This window comes from Paenibacillus tritici (genome assembly GCF_013204885.1).
In the GTDB taxonomy this organism is placed as follows: domain Bacteria; phylum Bacillota; class Bacilli; order Paenibacillales; family Paenibacillaceae; genus Paenibacillus_AQ; species Paenibacillus_AQ tritici.
This window is the reverse complement of sequence record NZ_JABMKX010000009.1, coordinates 131,867-148,575: the sequence shown is the minus strand read 5'-3', so window position 1 is coordinate 148,575 and position 16,709 is coordinate 131,867. Positions and strand designations below refer to the sequence as shown.

The following is a 16,709-nucleotide window of genomic DNA, read 5'->3' as shown; positions in this document are numbered from 1 at the left end:
AAAGCTCAGGCGTCACTGCGGTGAATATTTGGACTTCCGGCCGCTGTTGTCTCCAGATTTCTTGATTTATACCGCCTATTGCGGTTGAAATCCGGAGACAAAGGCGGACGCTACCGCTCCTACAGTTCCAAAATCCCCCTTCGATCCTTTAGGCTTTTTGTATTTTCTTCAGTTCAAGTAATATAAAGTGAAAGCAGAAGTTCAATACCCGCAAGCAGAAATAAGGCGCCCTTCCGATGATGGAAGGGCGCCTTATTGGGTTAATGCTATAGAGAGTAACTACACTTAAAGCCACAGACCCGCGTATTAAACCATGGCCGCCGCGCTGCTCTCCAGCGAAGCCTTCCAGACGCGCAGCATCTGCAGATCCTGCGGCAGGAATTCCTCCAGCATATGGCTGAGGCCAAGATAGAGCGGGCTGTCGGTTGCCGCGTTCATTCTCTTGCAGAACTGCGGTGTCCACTTCAGCAGGTGTTCTTCGAGGAATCTCTCCTGGATCTCCAGAAGCTCCATTGCACTGCGGATCGAGAAGCTGTTGTACAGCATCCGTTCGTGCAGGATCGCCATGAATTCCAGCTCGATGGCAATATGGTCATCCGCTTCACCGCTGCACTTCTTGAAGACAATGCCCGCTGAGGCGTACACATCGGAGAGCACATTGCAGAATTCTTCTTCACGGCCCAGTTGAGCCGCTTCACGGGCTACAAAGGAGCTAACGGCGCGCTCGTTCATCAGCCGCTTATATTCGAGTTTCTCTTTCTCACAGATGGCCGGGAGCATCGCAGGCTCCTGACTGCACAGGTAACGCTTCAATTCACGGCCGCCTTCAGTCATTTCCGCAGCGACACTCATCTCGCGGTTACGGCTCCACTGGGCGACCAGTGAGAGTGAGGGTTTTCTTCCATAAAAGTCCACAAGTAGCTGATATATTAATCCCCGACTCTCCAGCCAGCGGCTGCAAGCCTCCGGCACGACAAGCGATAGAACGGTTGGTATAGTCATTTTGCAAATCCTCCCTACTTAGTTTGCCGGATGCCCGGGGTAACCTGAGGTTGCCTCCTGAATCTTCCGGTATCATAGCTGTGCTCTTCGCAAAAGTGAAAGTATCTAAAGTTTGAATCTTCCGCACCTAAATTATATCGAATATGGTATGCGCTTTCGGTGAGCATTCTATGACCATTCCCTGAAATTGTCGCACTTTTGTCAAAATTAGCCTATGCCTTTCATCTTCTGTCCCCTATTATTTAGGTTGTCCGCACTTGCGGCACCACAAGCATTCCCCCTCGCTGGAATTACTGGCGTATAGACCCGGGATCTTGTACATTGACGCAGAGGAAGGGTTTCTTTAAAATTTAAAACAAATAAAATCAACAGGTGAAGGAGCAACGCTATGGAGCCGCTGACTGACCCTTTTGGACGCATACATGATTACATCCGTATTTCGGTTACAGACCGCTGCAACCTGCGCTGTATCTATTGTATGCCTGCCGAAGGAATGCAATTCCAGCCGCAGGACGAGATTATGAGCTATGAGGAGATAACCGCTGTGGTGGAGTCTCTTGCGCCGCTGGGCTTGCGGAAGGTCAGGCTGACCGGGGGCGAACCGCTGGTCCGTAAGGACCTGGAGAAGCTGGTAGCCATGATCTCTGCTATACCCGGCATTGAAGATATATCCTTAACTACGAATGGACTGATGCTTCCGGCAAAAGCGGCTGTCCTGAAGCAGGCCGGACTGTCACGCGTGAACATCAGCCTGGATTCGCTGCGGCCCGACCGCTTCTCCATGATCACCCGCGGCGGTGATGTCGCCAAGGTGCTGAAGGGCATTGAAGCCGCTGAAGCCGCCGGGCTATCCCCGATTAAGCTGAATGTCGTACTCATGAAAGGCATTAACGATGACGAGATTAAGGACTTCATCGCCTTGACCCTGAACAGCCCGCTGAATGTACGGTTCATCGAATATATGCCGATTGGCAGCGCCAGCGATGCCTGGCGGCAGACCTATCTCCCCCTGGAGACTGTAATAGAGGCCTGCAATGAAGCAGGCTGGACTACCGAGGAAGCGGATATGCCCTCCGGGAACGGACCTTCGCAGAACCGGCGTGTCACCGGTGCGAAAGGAACCTTCGGGTTGATCCATCCGGTCAGCGAGCATTTCTGCGATAACTGCAACCGGCTGCGCCTGACCGCCGACGGTAACATCAAAGCCTGCCTGTACTGGGAGGATGAATATAATGTGCGCCCGCTGATCAGCGACCCCGCTGCGGTGCAGGCTCTGTTCCGCCAAGCCCTGGGCAACAAGCCGCATAATCATGAAATGGCGCTGGCCCTGGAGCGCAAAGCCCAGAGCCATACGCCCACCTCCCGCCGCATGTCGCAGATTGGGGGCTGAGCGGCCGAATTTTCCACTTGTCATGTTTCAGAGAACATAGGATATAATAAAAAATAGCCGTGATGTTGACCGCATCACAACTTTCCAGACAAATTGCCAGTGGGCGACCACGGCGAGAGTTTCATTTATATGACCGAAAAACCACCGGATCAAGGGCCCCACCTATCGCCGGTGGTTTTTCTTGTCTTTACGTGGCTTCATCTGTTTCGGGCTGCTAAACAAGGTCTTTAGGTCAGCGAAAATCAACTAAACTATTGGATTGATATACGTTATTTTCTGGGCCCAACTTCGGGATGTAAGACGAGGACCAAACTCTATACAAAGTACAACGGCTGAGGTTCCGTGACAGGAATCTCAGCCGTTGTGTTAGGGATATCTATATATGTTAGGCCGTTTATACATGTCTCAGCCTGATTTCGGAATATCTGAAATCGAGATCTCGAAATCCACGGATATCGTCCCCCGGATTACATTATGCTCACTGTCTATTTTGGCGGATAAGTCCACGCCTTGCATAGTAACATCATCGCCTTTATAACGCTTGCGGGACAGATAGTAGGTTGCTAACTCACTTCGGAACTGGGCATGGTGGTCATTCAGCATCAACCTGTTCCGTTCACCAAATATACTTGAATATTTGCGGTAAGGAATATAGGCAGCAAACCTCGTCAGAACATGATCCACATTCCATTTGTAGAGGTTAGCCGCTTGAACAATCTTGAACAACGCTGTAAAAATCTCGTTCTCCCGGATTGAAATGTATTCAACATACTCATCCAGCACCTCGATCTGTCCGTCCATTAAGCGGTAAAGATAGGTATTAGCCGTTCCCCATTCTGTATATTGGGCCTTAATCTTTCTTGCTTCCTCATTGTCCTCCCGTATCCAGCTAAACTCCATATACAAGGGGATAATCTCCAGCGCAGACTTATATTCTCCGCACTCCTCTAAGACAGAGCTACGGAGAAGCAGGGCACTTAAAATATAAGCATATAACGGCCTTTTGTGTCCCTGTTTATTATTTGGCTTCCGGTCTGATTCTCTATGAAGCTCATATAGATTCGTAGCAACTCTCAACATTTCTTCGACAAGTTCCATAACCTTTTGCCACTCATGCAATGAAAAATACGTATTAGCCAACTGACGTAATGCATCTAATTGATTGACCTCGTCCAGTCTGCCCACATAACCTTCACATAAAGTAGCCGCTATCAAGTTTTTCTGCGGATCATCCCCGAGATTAATCAGAAACAACCGGTATTGACAGAGCGCCAGACGTTCGGAATGCTGATATTTCTCGCTGGCTCCCACATTTTCATAGATTAAGGCTGCGGCCTGCCAGTCCTTCTGTTCAAATAACTCCTCGGCAATCTCAAACAGCAGCGGTGCATACAGCAGGTTATCCAATAAATTCTGTACGACCCGCTCAATGCAGTCCAGACGCGATAACGCCGCACATTGCAGGAGGAACGGCCGCAAACGCCGCCAGGTTGGAGCTGAATCATATAGACATTCATCCACATACTTACTGTAAAAGTAGTCCTCGGGAAGTCCCATCCCGCGAGTGACACGGGTTAGATGATTCATCGCCAAGGCCTGATGCCCCTTCATCACCCGGCTGAGTGTACCGGAATGGATACCGCTGTTAATCGCAAACTGATTAATGGACAGGTGATGTTTTAGAAGATAGGCCGCTATTTCGTCCCGGATTTTGACTGTATGCTCCACAGTTTTACCACCTTTTTTCGCACGCTTATCCATAGGATTTCAGATCTAACTTCTCTGTTACTACACAGTTTCTCTCAGGTATTCGTTAAGCAGGGGGCCTTTTATTCATCCGGTAGCTATTATCATAAGCATTGAGCAGTTCATCCAGTACTATGGATTGCCGCAGGACCTCAGGATGATTGAAACCGCCATATTGAATATGTAATTTGTGAAGCTTAGTTCTGGCTTGCTCAATACGAATTCTAACACTTGCTGGACTATACATGGGAATCCCTCCTCCTTATGCAACATTATAGATATTTATGTAAAACTATAAAATAATGGTCCGATTGCATTATCTGTTAAAGTGGATATATTGACAAAGCTCTGGCGAGATAAGAGTTGTCCATAAAAAAGACGCCCCTGCATTAGCAGAAGACGTCTAAGATGATACTGTATAGTTGCAGCCGCTTACTCAGGCACCCGGGCCATGCCCATTTACTTGAATCATTTGTGGTTGTAAAGGTTTGCCCACTACGTCTGCTACAGGCATAGTCATCAGTACAACAACACTACACGAGGCTAGCAATAACAGGAGTTTTCTTTTCATTTGCATCCCGCACCTCTCTTATTAAGATTTTGTATTGCATCTGCTCGTCTTCTCCAGCAATATGCCTGTTCTGCTCGAATAAATCAACACATTTGAAGACGATGCTCTCATTATTAAGCTTAGATGATGATTCCAAACCTTCTAGGATATATCCAATGCCTTCGCTTCGCTTATTCCGCAGATAATAAACTCCCAGTTCAACAAGAAATCTGGCATGTTGGTCAGCTTTAATCTGCTGATTGTACACTCCGAACTCATTAAGATGTATCCTATAGGGCATGTAATCAGAGAAACGTTCCAAAATAGAATCTATATTCCAGTTATACAGGTTAGCAGATTTGACGATATAAAATAATGCTGTGAAAATCTCCCCTTGTTGCGTGGAAATATAATTAACATAATCATCTATTACTTCTAGCTGTCCATCCAGTAAGCGATACAAATAAGTATTAGCCTTGCCCCATTCCTGGAATTGCGCTACAGTCCTCTTCGCTTCCTCACTTTCTTCATGTATCCAGTTTACGTCTGAATATAAAGGTACAAGTTCAAGAGCCGTTTTGTAATCCCCACATTCATCGTAAGCATTCGAACGCATTAGATGGGCATACAATATATAAAAGCAAAGAGGTTTCTCTCCGCTCTTCACTGCCTCTTTATGTTTCGAGTGACAATAAAGATCATACCGGATTGTAGCAAGCCGAAGTAGCTCAAGAGCAAGCTCATTTACTTTACTCCATAATTGCAGTGAGTAGTAGACATCCATCAAATCTTTCAGTGCACCCAGCTGATCCGCCTCATTCAATCGCGGAATATAGCTCTCGAACAGGGTGGCTGCGCGCAGGTTCGTGCTCTGGTCGTCACCGAGGGCGATCTGGAACAGGCGGTATTGGCACATGGCCAGCCGTTCGGAGTACTGGTATTTCTCGCTGGCACTCACATTCTCATAGAGCAGGGCCGCCGCCGGCCAATGTCTCTGCTGGAACAAGCCTTCCGCGACTTCAAACAGCATGGGAACATAGGTCAGATTATCCAGCAGATTCTGCACCAGCAGCTCGATACAATCCACGCGTCCCAGTTCGGCACACTTTACAATGAACGGGCGAAGCCGCCGCCAGGTCGGTGCCGAATAATAGAAGCATTCATCTACATACAATCGGTAAAAATGGTCCTCTCTCATCCCCATCCCTTCAGTAATTAACTCCAAATGGCTCATGGCAATCGGCTGATGGCCCTTAATAATCCGGCTCAATGTCCCGGAATTAATGCCGGATCTTATGGCGAACTGATTAATAGACATCCCGTGCTGTGATAAATAATCCGCTAACTGATCTCGAATCATGGCTGCAGGCTCCAAAGTAACTCCACCTCCCACGTTCCAGAATTTAGAATATTATGTTGATATCTGTAATAGTAGGGGATCAGATTTGAAATTTCAATAGATTTGGCTCAAATTATTATGAAGTTGTGAACTTTTGGAAACAGTTTGGCAACCGCCTTGCCGAACCCGGTTATACGAGGCTAGATTGGCGTCAAAAGAGACTAACCTTCCAAGTAGGGACTGCTGTCTTAGGAGATACAACGTTCTATCCTGTTGGAACTATTTCTCACTATGGGACTGTTAAGGATCGTTGTCTGTCTATAATTTTGAATCGTTAATTTACATATTTCAACAATAATTTTAATATGAGACTGCATTGATCAAAATTATCGACATGTTGTCCTTAAAAAATCAAAAAAAACGCTCTGTTGGCTAAGGTTGACAGAGCGTTTTTTGTCTTTGAAGGGTAAGTGGGAAGAATCATTTTGGGAAAAATATAATATATTCACACTAGAAAATAGTCTTAAATACTCATTTTTCGAATTAAACCTCATAATAATTCCTTTTTTCCTATTATTTATGTTATGGTAATTCCGAGTTAAAATATACCAAAATGTGGAGGTTGAAATGAAAAAAATAATTGCAGCTTGTTCTGTATTAAGTGCATCGTTGTTATTCTCTTCTATTGTTAGTGCTGATACGCATAAACCACGAGGTGGGAATGACCATGGTCATATTCAAGCTTGGTATGATTCATCTGTATCATCGTATGGTTATACAGGTCATTTTGATCATGCTGTATCCACTTGGAATGGGCGAAATGCAAATGTTTCGATTTCCAAGACACTTAATAACTCTGGCCAAGTAGACAGGTACTATGTTGGAACTACCGCCGAATTAGGTTTATTTGGACGAACTAATTGGTATAATGATTTAGGTATAAATGTAGATCCAGATTGGTTTTCCTATAGCCGTTCTGTTGTTTCAATATATCATAATCAATTAAAGGATTATCAAAATGGTATTAATTTCACGTCAACAAGAATCAGGCATACTACAGCCCATGAAGTGGGGCACTCACTTGGGCTAGCACACACAACATCAAGTGCCCAATTAAGTACTTCGCTAATGACAGAAGGGAATAATCCATCTGTTAATAGGAATATAAATACCCCTTCAAGCTACGATATTAGTGAATTAAGATCCCTTTATGGTGGACCTGCCTTTATGGCTCTTTCCTCTAACGAAGATATTTCTAATCAAAGCGAGATTCACATTGAAACGCAACATGCGAGCTATGCCACTTTATCGGAATTATCAGATTATTCAGACCTTGTAGTTATTGCATCACCAATAGATGATTTTGAAAATAGAAAGCACATATCTACTTTTTATGACACAGGCGATTTACAAGATTATTACACTTTAAATAATCTGACTATTAAAAAGGTATTATCAGGAGATAAGTCAAACATTGGAGAAAATTTAGAAGTTATTGAATCAAATAGTATAGTCGATTTTGGTGCACAAAAGATAAAGATGATAAACGATGGATATAAAGAAACTCAAAAAGGACAAGACTATATTTTGTTTTTAAAGAAGGACTCTCAAGGCCAGTATCAAATAATTAATAGGAATGAAGGAACCTTCACAATTGATGAGGTGAATTCTGCAACTGTTAATAGACCAGGAACATTTATAACACGAGAAAACAGTGTGAGGGATAGTTTACTTAGTGAAATTGCCAACACATACTCAAATGAGTTATAAATTTATTATGGAGACTGAATGATCAGTCTCCATATTTCTTGAGTAAGGAGGGAGTTTATGAGAAAAATCGGCATCATTTCAATTTCATTGATAATATTGCTTGTTTTAATATATGTTTTAGTCAGACCAAATCCTGAGATTATTAGCGTCAATCTTATTTCCGAAACAGCGGAAATTACTTACACTGACATTGAAAGCATTCGAATATTCGACGATGCTATAAGAACTGCGAAAAAAGTACGCGGGGCTGTTGATGTGGGTCCACCCACGTATCGAATGAATGTTACTTACGCAGATACTGAAGTTGTTAAATATAGCCTTTATATAGATTTCAAAACCGAAGATGGATTTTTAATTAAAGATAGCGATAGTGAAAAGATGCTGAAATTAAAAGATCGGAGTTCTAAAGAACTAACCGATCTGTTGAGTAAAGTAAACACAGAATAGCTGAAATGTTATATCATGATTTATAGAATCTCTGTGGTAGCGACTACAGGCCAATCACCTTGGTGTTTGGCAGACGTACGATGAAGGCCGTCCCCTCACCGGGACGGCTTGTTACCTGTATGCTCCCTTCGTGAAGCTCGACGATCTTCTTCACCAGCGGCAGTCCCAGCCCGCTGCCTCCGCCGCTGCTGACGCTTCTGGACTTGTCTACCTTATAGAACCGTTCAAAGATCCGCGGCAGCTCCTCCTCGGCAATGCCGATTCCGCTGTCCTTCACCTCCACTTCCAGCCACTCCCCCGTGCTGCGCAGGGAGACGGTGATCCTTCCCCCGGGCGGGGTGAATTTGATGCTGTTATGCAGCAGGTTGGTCCATACCTGGCTGAGCAGATCCTTCACTGCAACTACGGTGGCTTCCGCAAGTTCCGCCTCCACTTCAATGTCCTTGCCGAGCCACTGCGGCTCTGAAGCCAGAATCATCTCCTGCACCTGCTTGTCCAGCCGGTAAGGCTTCCGTTCGAACGGGAAGCTCTCTGCCTCCAGCGCAGACAGCTTCAGCAGATTGTCACTCAGGCCAGACAGCCTGCGGCTCTCCGCTTCAATGATATCCAGATAATGCTTCCGGCTCTCCGGGCTGAGGCTATCATCCTTCAATGCAGCGGCGAATCCGCGGATAGAGGTCAGAGGCGACTGGATCTCATGTGATACATTCGAGATGAAATCCTGACGCATCATTTCCATCCGGCCTAGCTCATTGGCCATTTCGTTGATCCCCTCCACAATTCCGCCGAACTGCCGGTACTGCCTGATGTTCCCCAGTTCAACTTTGAAATTCCCTTTGGAAATCTGACGCATGGCCGTAAGGATCGGCCCATAGAATTCCTGTTCATGACCACGGGTAGCGAAAGCAATAATGCCTGCCACACAGAAAAAAATAATAATCTGCATCCCCATAACAAACAGATGATACCCGTATTCAGAGAAGGACCAATGGAAATGACGGGCCAGCAATCTCGATCCGAAATAGCTCCCGTTCCAGGAGATAAAGAGCATGATGATGATCCCGGCTATAGGTCCAGCCACATTCATTTTTTCCCATATTCTCATGATTCTGCTCTTCATGCTATCCCTCCAGCCGGTAACCCAGGCCCCGGATCGTACGAATAGCGAATCCGAATTTCTCCTGGGGAAACCGCTCGCGCAGACGGCCTACATGCACATCCAGCGTCCGCTCATTGCCTTCATAATCATAACCCCAGATCTCTTCAATCAGCCGGTCGCGTGTCAGTGTCTGCCCCCGGTAGCTGGCCAGCTTGAATAACAGTTCAAATTCCTTCAGCGGCAGCGTAATATCACCATGCTCGGATAGTACTTCATAAGTCTTGCGGTTCATCCGCAGGCTCCCTACGGTAACGCTCTGGGCGGCAGAAATTTGGTACCGCTTCAGCAGTGCTTTCACTCTGGCGATCAGTACGGGCGGCTCGAACGGCTTGACCAGATAGTCGTCTGTGCCCAGCTCGAAGCCTTTGACAATCTGCGAGGTCTCCCCCTTGGCCGTTAGCATCAGGATCGGGAAGTCGTACTGCCCCCGCAGCTCCCGGCACAGCTCCCAGCCGTCCATATTCGGCATCATCACATCAATAATCGCCAGATCCGCCGCGTTCTCTTCGAGCAGCCGCAGTGCCTCCAGTCCATCGGAAGCACTCAGCACCTCTGCCATCCCTTCAGCTCTCAGGAACACTCCCACCAATTCGCGGATGTGCGGATCGTCGTCCACTACCAGTATTTTGACCATACCCTGTCGAACCCTCCTCTCTAACGCGGCCCTGTGGCTCCGGTGTATTCATCTGCAGCTGCTGCTCGGCGAATTCACGGTACAGCGCATGGTCCCTCAGCAGCTCCTCATGAGTCCCCTTACCGGTTATCCGCCCCTTCTCTATAAAAATAATCTGGTCCGCATTCACTACGGTAGCGAGCCTGTGGGCAATAACAATCGTGGTCCGGCCCTGCATCAGATTCCCCAGCGCCTTCTGGACCACTGCTTCCGACTGGCTGTCCAGACTGGACGTTGCCTCATCGAGCATAAGAATCTTCGGATCGCGCAGCAGCGCTCTGGCGATGGCAATCCGCTGCCGCTGTCCGCCGGACAGCTTCACCCCGCGTTCGCCGACATCCGTGTTGTACCCGTCCGGAAGCCCCTCAATGAAGCCGTCAGCGTAGGCCATGGCCGCAGCGCGCTTCAGCTCCTCCTTACTGATCTCACGCTCCAGCCCGTATGCCAGATTCTCGGCAATCGTACCCGCCAGCAGCGGACTTTCCTGGGAGACATAACCGATCCGCTCCCGCCAGGATTTCAGGGAGAACATCGACACCGGCTTGCCGCTCAGCCGGATCACGCCGCTCTGCGGCTCATAGAAGCGTTCCAGCAGCGAGAACAAGGTCGTTTTGCCACCGCCGCTTGGACCTACAATGGCAGTGACCTGACCAGGCAGCATAGTGAAGCTTACCTTATTCAGCACCTTCTCGCCCGTCTTGTAACCGAAGCTGAGGTCTTCCACATCAATAGGCCCTTCTTCGCCTGTAGCCTCTTCTACGCCTTCATATACTTCTTCCTCTGCCGCAAGCGTCTCGATAATCCGCTCTGAGGCACCTTTGGCCTTCTGGAGCTGGGTGAAGAATTGCGTCAGCTGCGTCAGCGGCATAATAATCTGAATCAGGTACAGAATGAAGGCTACCAGCTCACCGGCGGTCAGCGCCCCCGAGGACACCTGCATCCCGCCATAGCCGATAATCACCACCAGCAGCATCATGAAGACGAAGGAGATCAGCGGGCTGATCAGTGCGCTGATCTTGCCCTCACGAATACCGAAGGCCAGCAGGTTCATAATCCCTTTGCGTCCGGCTTCATATTCCTTCTGCTCGGCTCCTGATGATTTAACCAGGCGGATCTCGGACAACACGCCGCTAAGAACGGCAGTGAAGGAGGCGGTCTCATCCTGGGTCCCCTTGGATATCTTGTACATCTGCCGTCCCAGCGGCACCAGAATCAGCGCCGACAATGGGAGAACCGCGAACAGGACCAGCGTCATTTTCCAGTTCAGATAGAGCAGCACAGTGATAGAGCCGACAATGGAGATCATACCGGTGAACAGGCTCGCCAGATGCTCAGAGATCAGTGTTTTGAGAATCCCCGTATCATTGGTCATCCGGCTGACGCTCTCGCCCGTCCGGTTCTCATTGTAGTAGGACACAGGCAGCACAAGGAATTTACTCCACAGCCGGTCTCTCAGTGCGGCGACTATTTTTTGTCCGATCGCATTCAGCAGATAGATGGATAACCCGCCGGCAATAGTCTGGGCGATGAACGCTCCGGCGATTCCGGCAATCTGCAGCTTGCTGACCGAAGCCAGAGAGAAGCCATCGACCAGATTCTTCGTGAACATTGGAATAACGAGACCTACGAGGGTCGAAATCACGCTGAGGCCAAGAGCCAGCGTCAGCAGCATATAGGATGGCTTAGTTTGGTGCAGCAGCTTCAGGAAGGGCTTCATGGCCGCCCCCTGCTTCTGCGGTGCTTGCTTGTTCTTCATGTTAATCCCCTTTTCCGGCAGATAGATGTCAGGAACAGTCAAGGACTGCTTCCGCCTTAGACCCTAGAATAACGGCCCTATGTAAACTGAAGTTAAACGGCCCGGAACAATAGCCGCATAGCAGATTTTTTATCTGGAACAATATGGAATACGGGCTGATTCAGGCCTCTTTCCTTATCTTTGCCCGGCTCATTCCCATTGATTTGCAAATCACCATAAAAGTTGGTTTGTATCCCTTTTCAACAAATGTTACAGTGATAGGAGCGGCATATTTACAGCCACAGCAAGACTGCAAGACACCCTGGCGGGAAAGGAGTGCAAAGTTTGCGGGAGAACCTCGATAAGCAGCTGTCTTTCACCTCACTGAAATGGTTCAACTTCTTCGTGTATGGAACAGTCGTCCTCTTCACCAGCTTCTTTCCGCTATATCTGCAGGATGTTGGGATGAATAAGCTGGAGATCGGAAGCCTGATGTCGGTAGGCGCACTTGTATCCATTATTGCCAATCCCTTCTGGGGGATCTGGAGTGACCGTTATCAGAATATCCGGCGGATTGTCCTCGTCATGCTGACAGGAACGCTGATTCTGTCCCAGCTTGTGTTTCAGGCGAATACATATGAAATGATCTATATAGCTATTCTGCTCTTCTATTTCTTCCAAGGGCCGCTGTTCGCCCAGAGCAATACCATGATTCTCAGTTATATTGACGGAACCCGCCGCAGGTTCAGCTCCTTCCGGCTATGGGGGTCGCTCGGCTGGGCGTTCACTGCCATCCTTGCGGGTCCGGTGATTGAGTGGGCCGGCATCTCCGTGCTGTCCTATCTTTTTGCGGCACTGCTCTGCGCAGCGATGATTGCCCTGATTACCCTGCCGAAGCTCGACCATTCGATTGGAATTGCCCCCCTGCCGTTCAAGGGGATGCGTCAGATTTTCTACAATCCTTTTTTTCTGTGCTTCGTCCTCTTCGGTATACTGGTCTCGATTCCGAATACGATGAACAACACCTTTGTGTCACTGTACATCACAGAGCTGGGGGGAAGCAAGACCATGATCGGTCTCGCCGTATTCCTGTCCTCCATTCTGGAGATGGGGGTGCTGCTCCTGTGCAATCTCATTCTTAAGCGCAGAATCCCTGTGCTGCTGGCCTCGCTTACGCTGGTCAGCGCCCTGTTCTTCCTGCGGTGGTGGCTGATGGCCGGTGCAACCACTCCGCTGCAGGTGGCGTTCATTCAGGTACTGCACTCCATTACGTTCGGCGGCTTCTTCTATGTCGGAACCCAGTTAACCATGCTGCTCGTGCCACGGCCTTACCGTTCCTCGGGACAAGCTCTGTACACGCTCGCATGGAGCGGGATTTCGGGGATTCTCGGCGGCGTACTCGGGGGCTGGTTATATCAGACCCTCGGGGCGCAGACCATGTATCAATCCGGTGCGATCCTGACTCTGTTCGGCGCCATCGGCTTCGGCCTGATGTGGCTCTTCGTCATCCGCGGCAGCTATCGGCCTCCGGCCGATCCGGAGAATGAGCCGGAGGAAGATAGCGAATAGCGAATAGCGAATAGCGAATAGCGAATAGCGAATAGCGAATAGCGAATAGCGAATAGCGAATAGCGAATAGCGAATAGCGAATAGCGAATAGCGAATAGCGAATAGCGAATAGGCTTGGTCTCCCGGGTGGGAGACCAAGCCTATTTTGCCGTTCATAAGTGTTCTAGCCTTGCTTGGGCTGGAAGGAGCTTTTGAGCGGCACTACCAGATTGAATACCAGATGGTCCGGTGACGAATATTTGCTGTCCACGTTGAAATACCCGTGGCGGAAGAACTGGAACTTGTCCTGCGGCACGCTGTCCTTCAGGCCCGGTTCCACGAAGCCCTGGAGGATCTCGATGGACTTCGGATTCAGCTGATCCAGGAAGGTCGGCTCCGGCTTACCCTCAGAAGTCTCCAGACCTTCGATCTCGGCATCCGGCTCAGGTTCTTCTGCAGAGATCAGCGGCTCATACAGGCGGAATTCCGCCGGTACAGCCTGGCTGGCATCGACCCAGTGCAGCGTTCCCTTGACCTTGCGTCCAGTGAAGCCGCTGCCGCTCTTCGTCTCCGGATCATAGGTGCAGTGCAGCTCCACAACTTCGCCATTCTCATCCTTGATGAAATCGTTGCACTTGATGAAATAAGCATTCTTCAGACGCACTTCATTGCCCGGGAACAAGCGGAAATACTTATTCGGCGGAACCTCCATGAAGTCATCGCGTTCAATATAAATTTCACGGGAGAACGGAATCAGGCGGTTGCCCATCTCCGGATTCTCAACATTATTCTCAATCTCGAAATATTCGGTCTCACCTTCCGGATAATTCGTAATCACTACCTTCAGCGGCCGCAGCACCGACATCGTCCGGGGAACCGTCAGCTTGAGATTTTCCCGGATGAAGTGTTCCAGCATCTGCAGGTCCACCAGACCCTGGCTCTTGGAGATCCCGGTCTCGTGTACGAAGCTGCGGATCGCCTCCGGCGTATATCCACGGCGGCGTAGTCCTGAGATCGTCGGCATGCGGGGATCATCCCAGCCGTCTACATGGCCTTCATCCACCAGCAGCTTCAGCTTGCGCTTGCTGGTAACGGTCTGGGCCAGATTGAGGCGTCCGAATTCATATTGATGCGGTGCAGCCTCCATCTCACATTCAGCGACAACCCAGTCATAGAAAGGGCGCTGATCCTCGAACTCCAGCGAGCAGAGGGAGTGGGTAACATGCTCGATAGCATCCTCCAGCGGATGTGCGAAGGTATACATCGGATAGATACACCACTCATCTCCCGTATTATGATGATGGGAGTGTGAGATCCGGTAAATAACTGGGTCACGCAGATTGATGTTCGGGGAGGACATGTCGATTTTGGCGCGCAGCACCTTCTCACCGTCCTTGAATTCCCCTGCCCGCATCCGGTGGAACAGATCCAGATTCTCTTCAATGCCGCGTTCACGGTACGGACTGTTCTTCCCCGGCTCGGTCAGTGTTCCCCGGAACTCGCGGATCTGCTCGGCGCTGAGATCATCGACATAGGCTTTGCCCTTCTTGATCAGCAGCTCGGCCCGCGCATACATCTCCCCGAAATAATCCGAGGCGAACCGCAGCTCCTCCCATTCATACCCGAGCCATTTCACATCCTCCTGGATGGAGTTCACGTACTCGGTATCTTCCTTGACCGGATTCGTGTCATCGAATCTCAGATGGGTTTTGCCGCCGAATTCATCTGCCAGTGTAAAGTTAATCCAGATCGCCTTGGCATGTCCGATATGTAAATAACCGTTCGGCTCCGGCGGAAAGCGGGTAACGACTTCCTTAACCTTACCCGAGCGGAGATCTTCGGTAATGACGTTCTTAATGAAATTGGAGGGTGTGCCCTGATTCTCCACAATGATCAACCTTTCATTCTGTAATATAACTACTTCCTTGTATGAACATGTTTCCTACTAATATACCCGTTAAGCAGGGAATGTTCAATAAAAGTTAAGCACCCGCCGCATCCTTTGACTTCTCTCCCGGCGATGGAGTAGCATGATAAATATAGGAATAACGAGAAGAGAGGGATACTTATGAAACCGGTTAAACTGCCCAAAGAACAGCGGGACATGATCAATGATAACATCCGTGCCTACTTTGAAGCCGAGCGCGGGGAGACCATCGGCCACCTGGCAGCAGACAATCTGCTGGAATTCTTCCTGAAGGAGCTGGGACCGGCGATCTATAACGGAGCGCTTAGCGACTGCCGTACGCTAGTCGGCCAGCGTATGCAGGCCCTGGAGGAAGACATCTACGCACTGGAGTGGATCAAACGTTAATTAGGCGAGAACTTATATCTTAAACCGCATAGGGGGCAGCCGCATGTTTAATTATGTCATTGATGAAGATCTGAAGCTGAAGCTGCTCATGCCGGAGCATTCCCGCCAGATGTTCGCCCTGGTGGAACGTTCCCGCCACCGGCTCAGGCAGTGGCTGCCTTGGGTGGACGGCGTAACGGAGCAGGCTCATCTCTCCACCTTTATTAAGAATTCCGTGAAGCAAGGCATTGATAACGGCGGCTTCACCGCCGGGCTATGGGTGCGGGAGGAATTGGCCGGAATCATCGGGTATCACGAGATTGATTGGCATAACCGCTCTGTCGGCATCGGCTACTGGCTTGGCGAAGGCTACGAAGGCAAAGGTTATATGACCAGCGCCTGCCGGGTATTCGTGGATTACGCCCTGCTGGAGCTGGAGCTGAACCGTATCGAAGTCCGCTGTGCCACCGGTAATATGGCAAGCAGAGCTATTCCTGAACGACTTGGATTTATCTTTGAAGGCGTGATCCGCCAGGCGGAGAAGCTGCCTGCCGGTTATGTGAACCACGCGGTATACGGCCTGCTGCGCAGCGAATGGAAGCTGCTGGCCTGACCCCGGAGGGGCCTTGACGTAGGAGCGGAAACGGACAAGTTCGGGGGTGCTGGCTGCTAGCGTGCTGGTGCCTGGGGTGCTGGTAGCTGGTGTTCTGGGTGCTGAGATGCTGAGATGCTGAGATGCTGGTGCCTGGTGGCTGGCGTTCCCGCGACCGATTTTAGTTGGATTTTGTCCACTTGCTGATGAACGAATGGCCCCTGCTACAACAGTAGTTGGATAAACAGCACTTAAATAATCACATTTCATCCCATGTAGTGGAAACGAACGATAATAGATGTTGTTTATCCACTTGCTTCCTTATTATTAGCAGAAATCGACGAATTAAGAAGCATTATTCCACTTGCTTATTGCAGGAACCAGCAGGAAGCCAGGATTCATAGACACTTCGGCTCCTCATTCCCACTCATGCTCCTGCTCCCGCCCACCTTGAGCGGGTTCAGC

The 16,709-nt window shown here is 49.3% G+C and carries 14 protein-coding genes; 6 read left to right on the top strand and 8 right to left on the bottom strand.

The features are described 5' to 3' along the window. Positions 1-306: 306 nt before the first annotated feature. Entirely contained in the window at positions 307-1,002 is a 696-nt protein-coding gene (locus HQN87_RS17450; RefSeq protein ID WP_173136036.1) for a TorD/DmsD family molecular chaperone, read from the bottom strand. 388 nt (positions 1,003-1,390) lie between these two features. Between HQN87_RS17450 and moaA the strand changes: the two genes are divergently transcribed. Next, positions 1,391-2,392 (top strand): GTP 3',8-cyclase MoaA, encoded by a 1,002-nt coding sequence (gene moaA / locus HQN87_RS17445; protein ID WP_173136034.1) that lies wholly within the window; start codon positions 1,391-1,393, stop codon positions 2,390-2,392. 405 nt (positions 2,393-2,797) lie between these two features. On the opposite strand, the gene HQN87_RS17440 is transcribed toward moaA, so the two are convergent. The 3 genes from HQN87_RS17440 to HQN87_RS17430 all read right to left on the bottom strand — a co-directional run bounded on the left by HQN87_RS17440 (position 2,798) and on the right by HQN87_RS17430 (position 6,063). Continuing rightward, a complete protein-coding gene (locus HQN87_RS17440) occupies positions 2,798-4,120 on the bottom strand; it encodes a helix-turn-helix domain-containing protein (RefSeq protein ID WP_173136032.1) in 1,323 nt (440 codons plus the stop codon). Between the two features lie 85 nt (positions 4,121-4,205). Continuing rightward, complete coding sequence (locus HQN87_RS17435) at positions 4,206-4,385, bottom strand: aspartyl-phosphate phosphatase Spo0E family protein (RefSeq protein ID WP_173136030.1); 180 nt, start codon at positions 4,383-4,385, stop codon at positions 4,206-4,208. A 286-nt stretch (positions 4,386-4,671) separates the two neighbouring features. Continuing rightward, on the bottom strand, positions 4,672-6,063 hold the full coding sequence (locus tag HQN87_RS17430) for a helix-turn-helix domain-containing protein (RefSeq protein WP_254075537.1): 1,392 nt from the start codon (positions 6,061-6,063) through the stop codon (positions 4,672-4,674). 591 nt (positions 6,064-6,654) lie between these two features. On the opposite strand from HQN87_RS17430, the gene HQN87_RS17425 reads away from it, so the two are divergent. Together HQN87_RS17425 and HQN87_RS17420 are read left to right on the top strand one after the other, a co-directional pair. Continuing rightward, positions 6,655-7,797 carry a matrixin family metalloprotease gene (locus HQN87_RS17425; protein ID WP_173136028.1) on the top strand — a complete coding sequence of 381 codons (1,143 nt, stop codon included), beginning with the start codon at positions 6,655-6,657 and terminating at the stop codon, positions 7,795-7,797. A gap of 57 nt (positions 7,798-7,854) precedes the next feature. Then, the gene (locus HQN87_RS17420) at positions 7,855-8,244 is read left to right on the top strand and encodes a YhfM domain-containing protein (RefSeq protein ID WP_173136026.1); all 390 of its coding nucleotides are present in this window, start codon (positions 7,855-7,857) and stop codon (positions 8,242-8,244) included. A 43-nt stretch (positions 8,245-8,287) separates the two neighbouring features. Here HQN87_RS17420 and HQN87_RS17415 read toward each other — a convergent pair whose 3' ends face one another. The 3 genes from HQN87_RS17415 to HQN87_RS17405 are packed head-to-tail and all read right to left on the bottom strand — an operon-like array spanning position 8,288 to position 11,832. Further along, positions 8,288-9,364 (bottom strand): sensor histidine kinase, encoded by a 1,077-nt coding sequence (locus HQN87_RS17415; RefSeq protein WP_246553133.1) that lies wholly within the window; start codon positions 9,362-9,364, stop codon positions 8,288-8,290. Between the two features lies 1 nt (position 9,365). Continuing rightward, positions 9,366-10,037 (bottom strand): response regulator transcription factor, encoded by a 672-nt coding sequence (locus HQN87_RS17410; RefSeq protein WP_173136024.1) that lies wholly within the window; start codon positions 10,035-10,037, stop codon positions 9,366-9,368. Beyond that, positions 9,967-11,832, bottom strand: a complete 1,866-nt coding sequence (locus HQN87_RS17405; protein ID WP_173136371.1) for an ABC transporter ATP-binding protein — start codon at positions 11,830-11,832, stop codon at positions 9,967-9,969. Before HQN87_RS17405 ends, HQN87_RS17410 begins: the two co-directional genes overlap by 71 nt. Positions 11,833-12,156: 324 nt before the next feature. Here HQN87_RS17405 and HQN87_RS17400 point away from each other — a divergent pair, with 324 nt between their 5' ends. Further along, positions 12,157-13,380, top strand: a complete 1,224-nt coding sequence (locus HQN87_RS17400) for an MFS transporter (protein ID WP_173136022.1) — start codon at positions 12,157-12,159, stop codon at positions 13,378-13,380. Positions 13,381-13,543: 163 nt separating this feature from the next. Here HQN87_RS17400 and HQN87_RS17395 read toward each other — a convergent pair whose 3' ends face one another. Next, a complete protein-coding gene (locus HQN87_RS17395; RefSeq protein ID WP_173136369.1) occupies positions 13,544-15,247 on the bottom strand; it encodes a glutamine--tRNA ligase/YqeY domain fusion protein in 1,704 nt (567 codons plus the stop codon). A 180-nt stretch (positions 15,248-15,427) separates the two neighbouring features. Between HQN87_RS17395 and HQN87_RS17390 the strand changes: the two genes are divergently transcribed. Both HQN87_RS17390 and HQN87_RS17385 read left to right on the top strand, forming a co-directional pair. Further along, a complete protein-coding gene (locus HQN87_RS17390; RefSeq protein ID WP_173136020.1) occupies positions 15,428-15,673 on the top strand; it encodes a DUF2164 domain-containing protein in 246 nt (81 codons plus the stop codon). A 43-nt stretch (positions 15,674-15,716) separates the two neighbouring features. After that, positions 15,717-16,265 carry a GNAT family N-acetyltransferase gene (locus tag HQN87_RS17385; RefSeq protein ID WP_173136018.1) on the top strand — a complete coding sequence of 183 codons (549 nt, stop codon included), beginning with the start codon at positions 15,717-15,719 and terminating at the stop codon, positions 16,263-16,265. Positions 16,266-16,709: the final 444 nt, after the last annotated feature.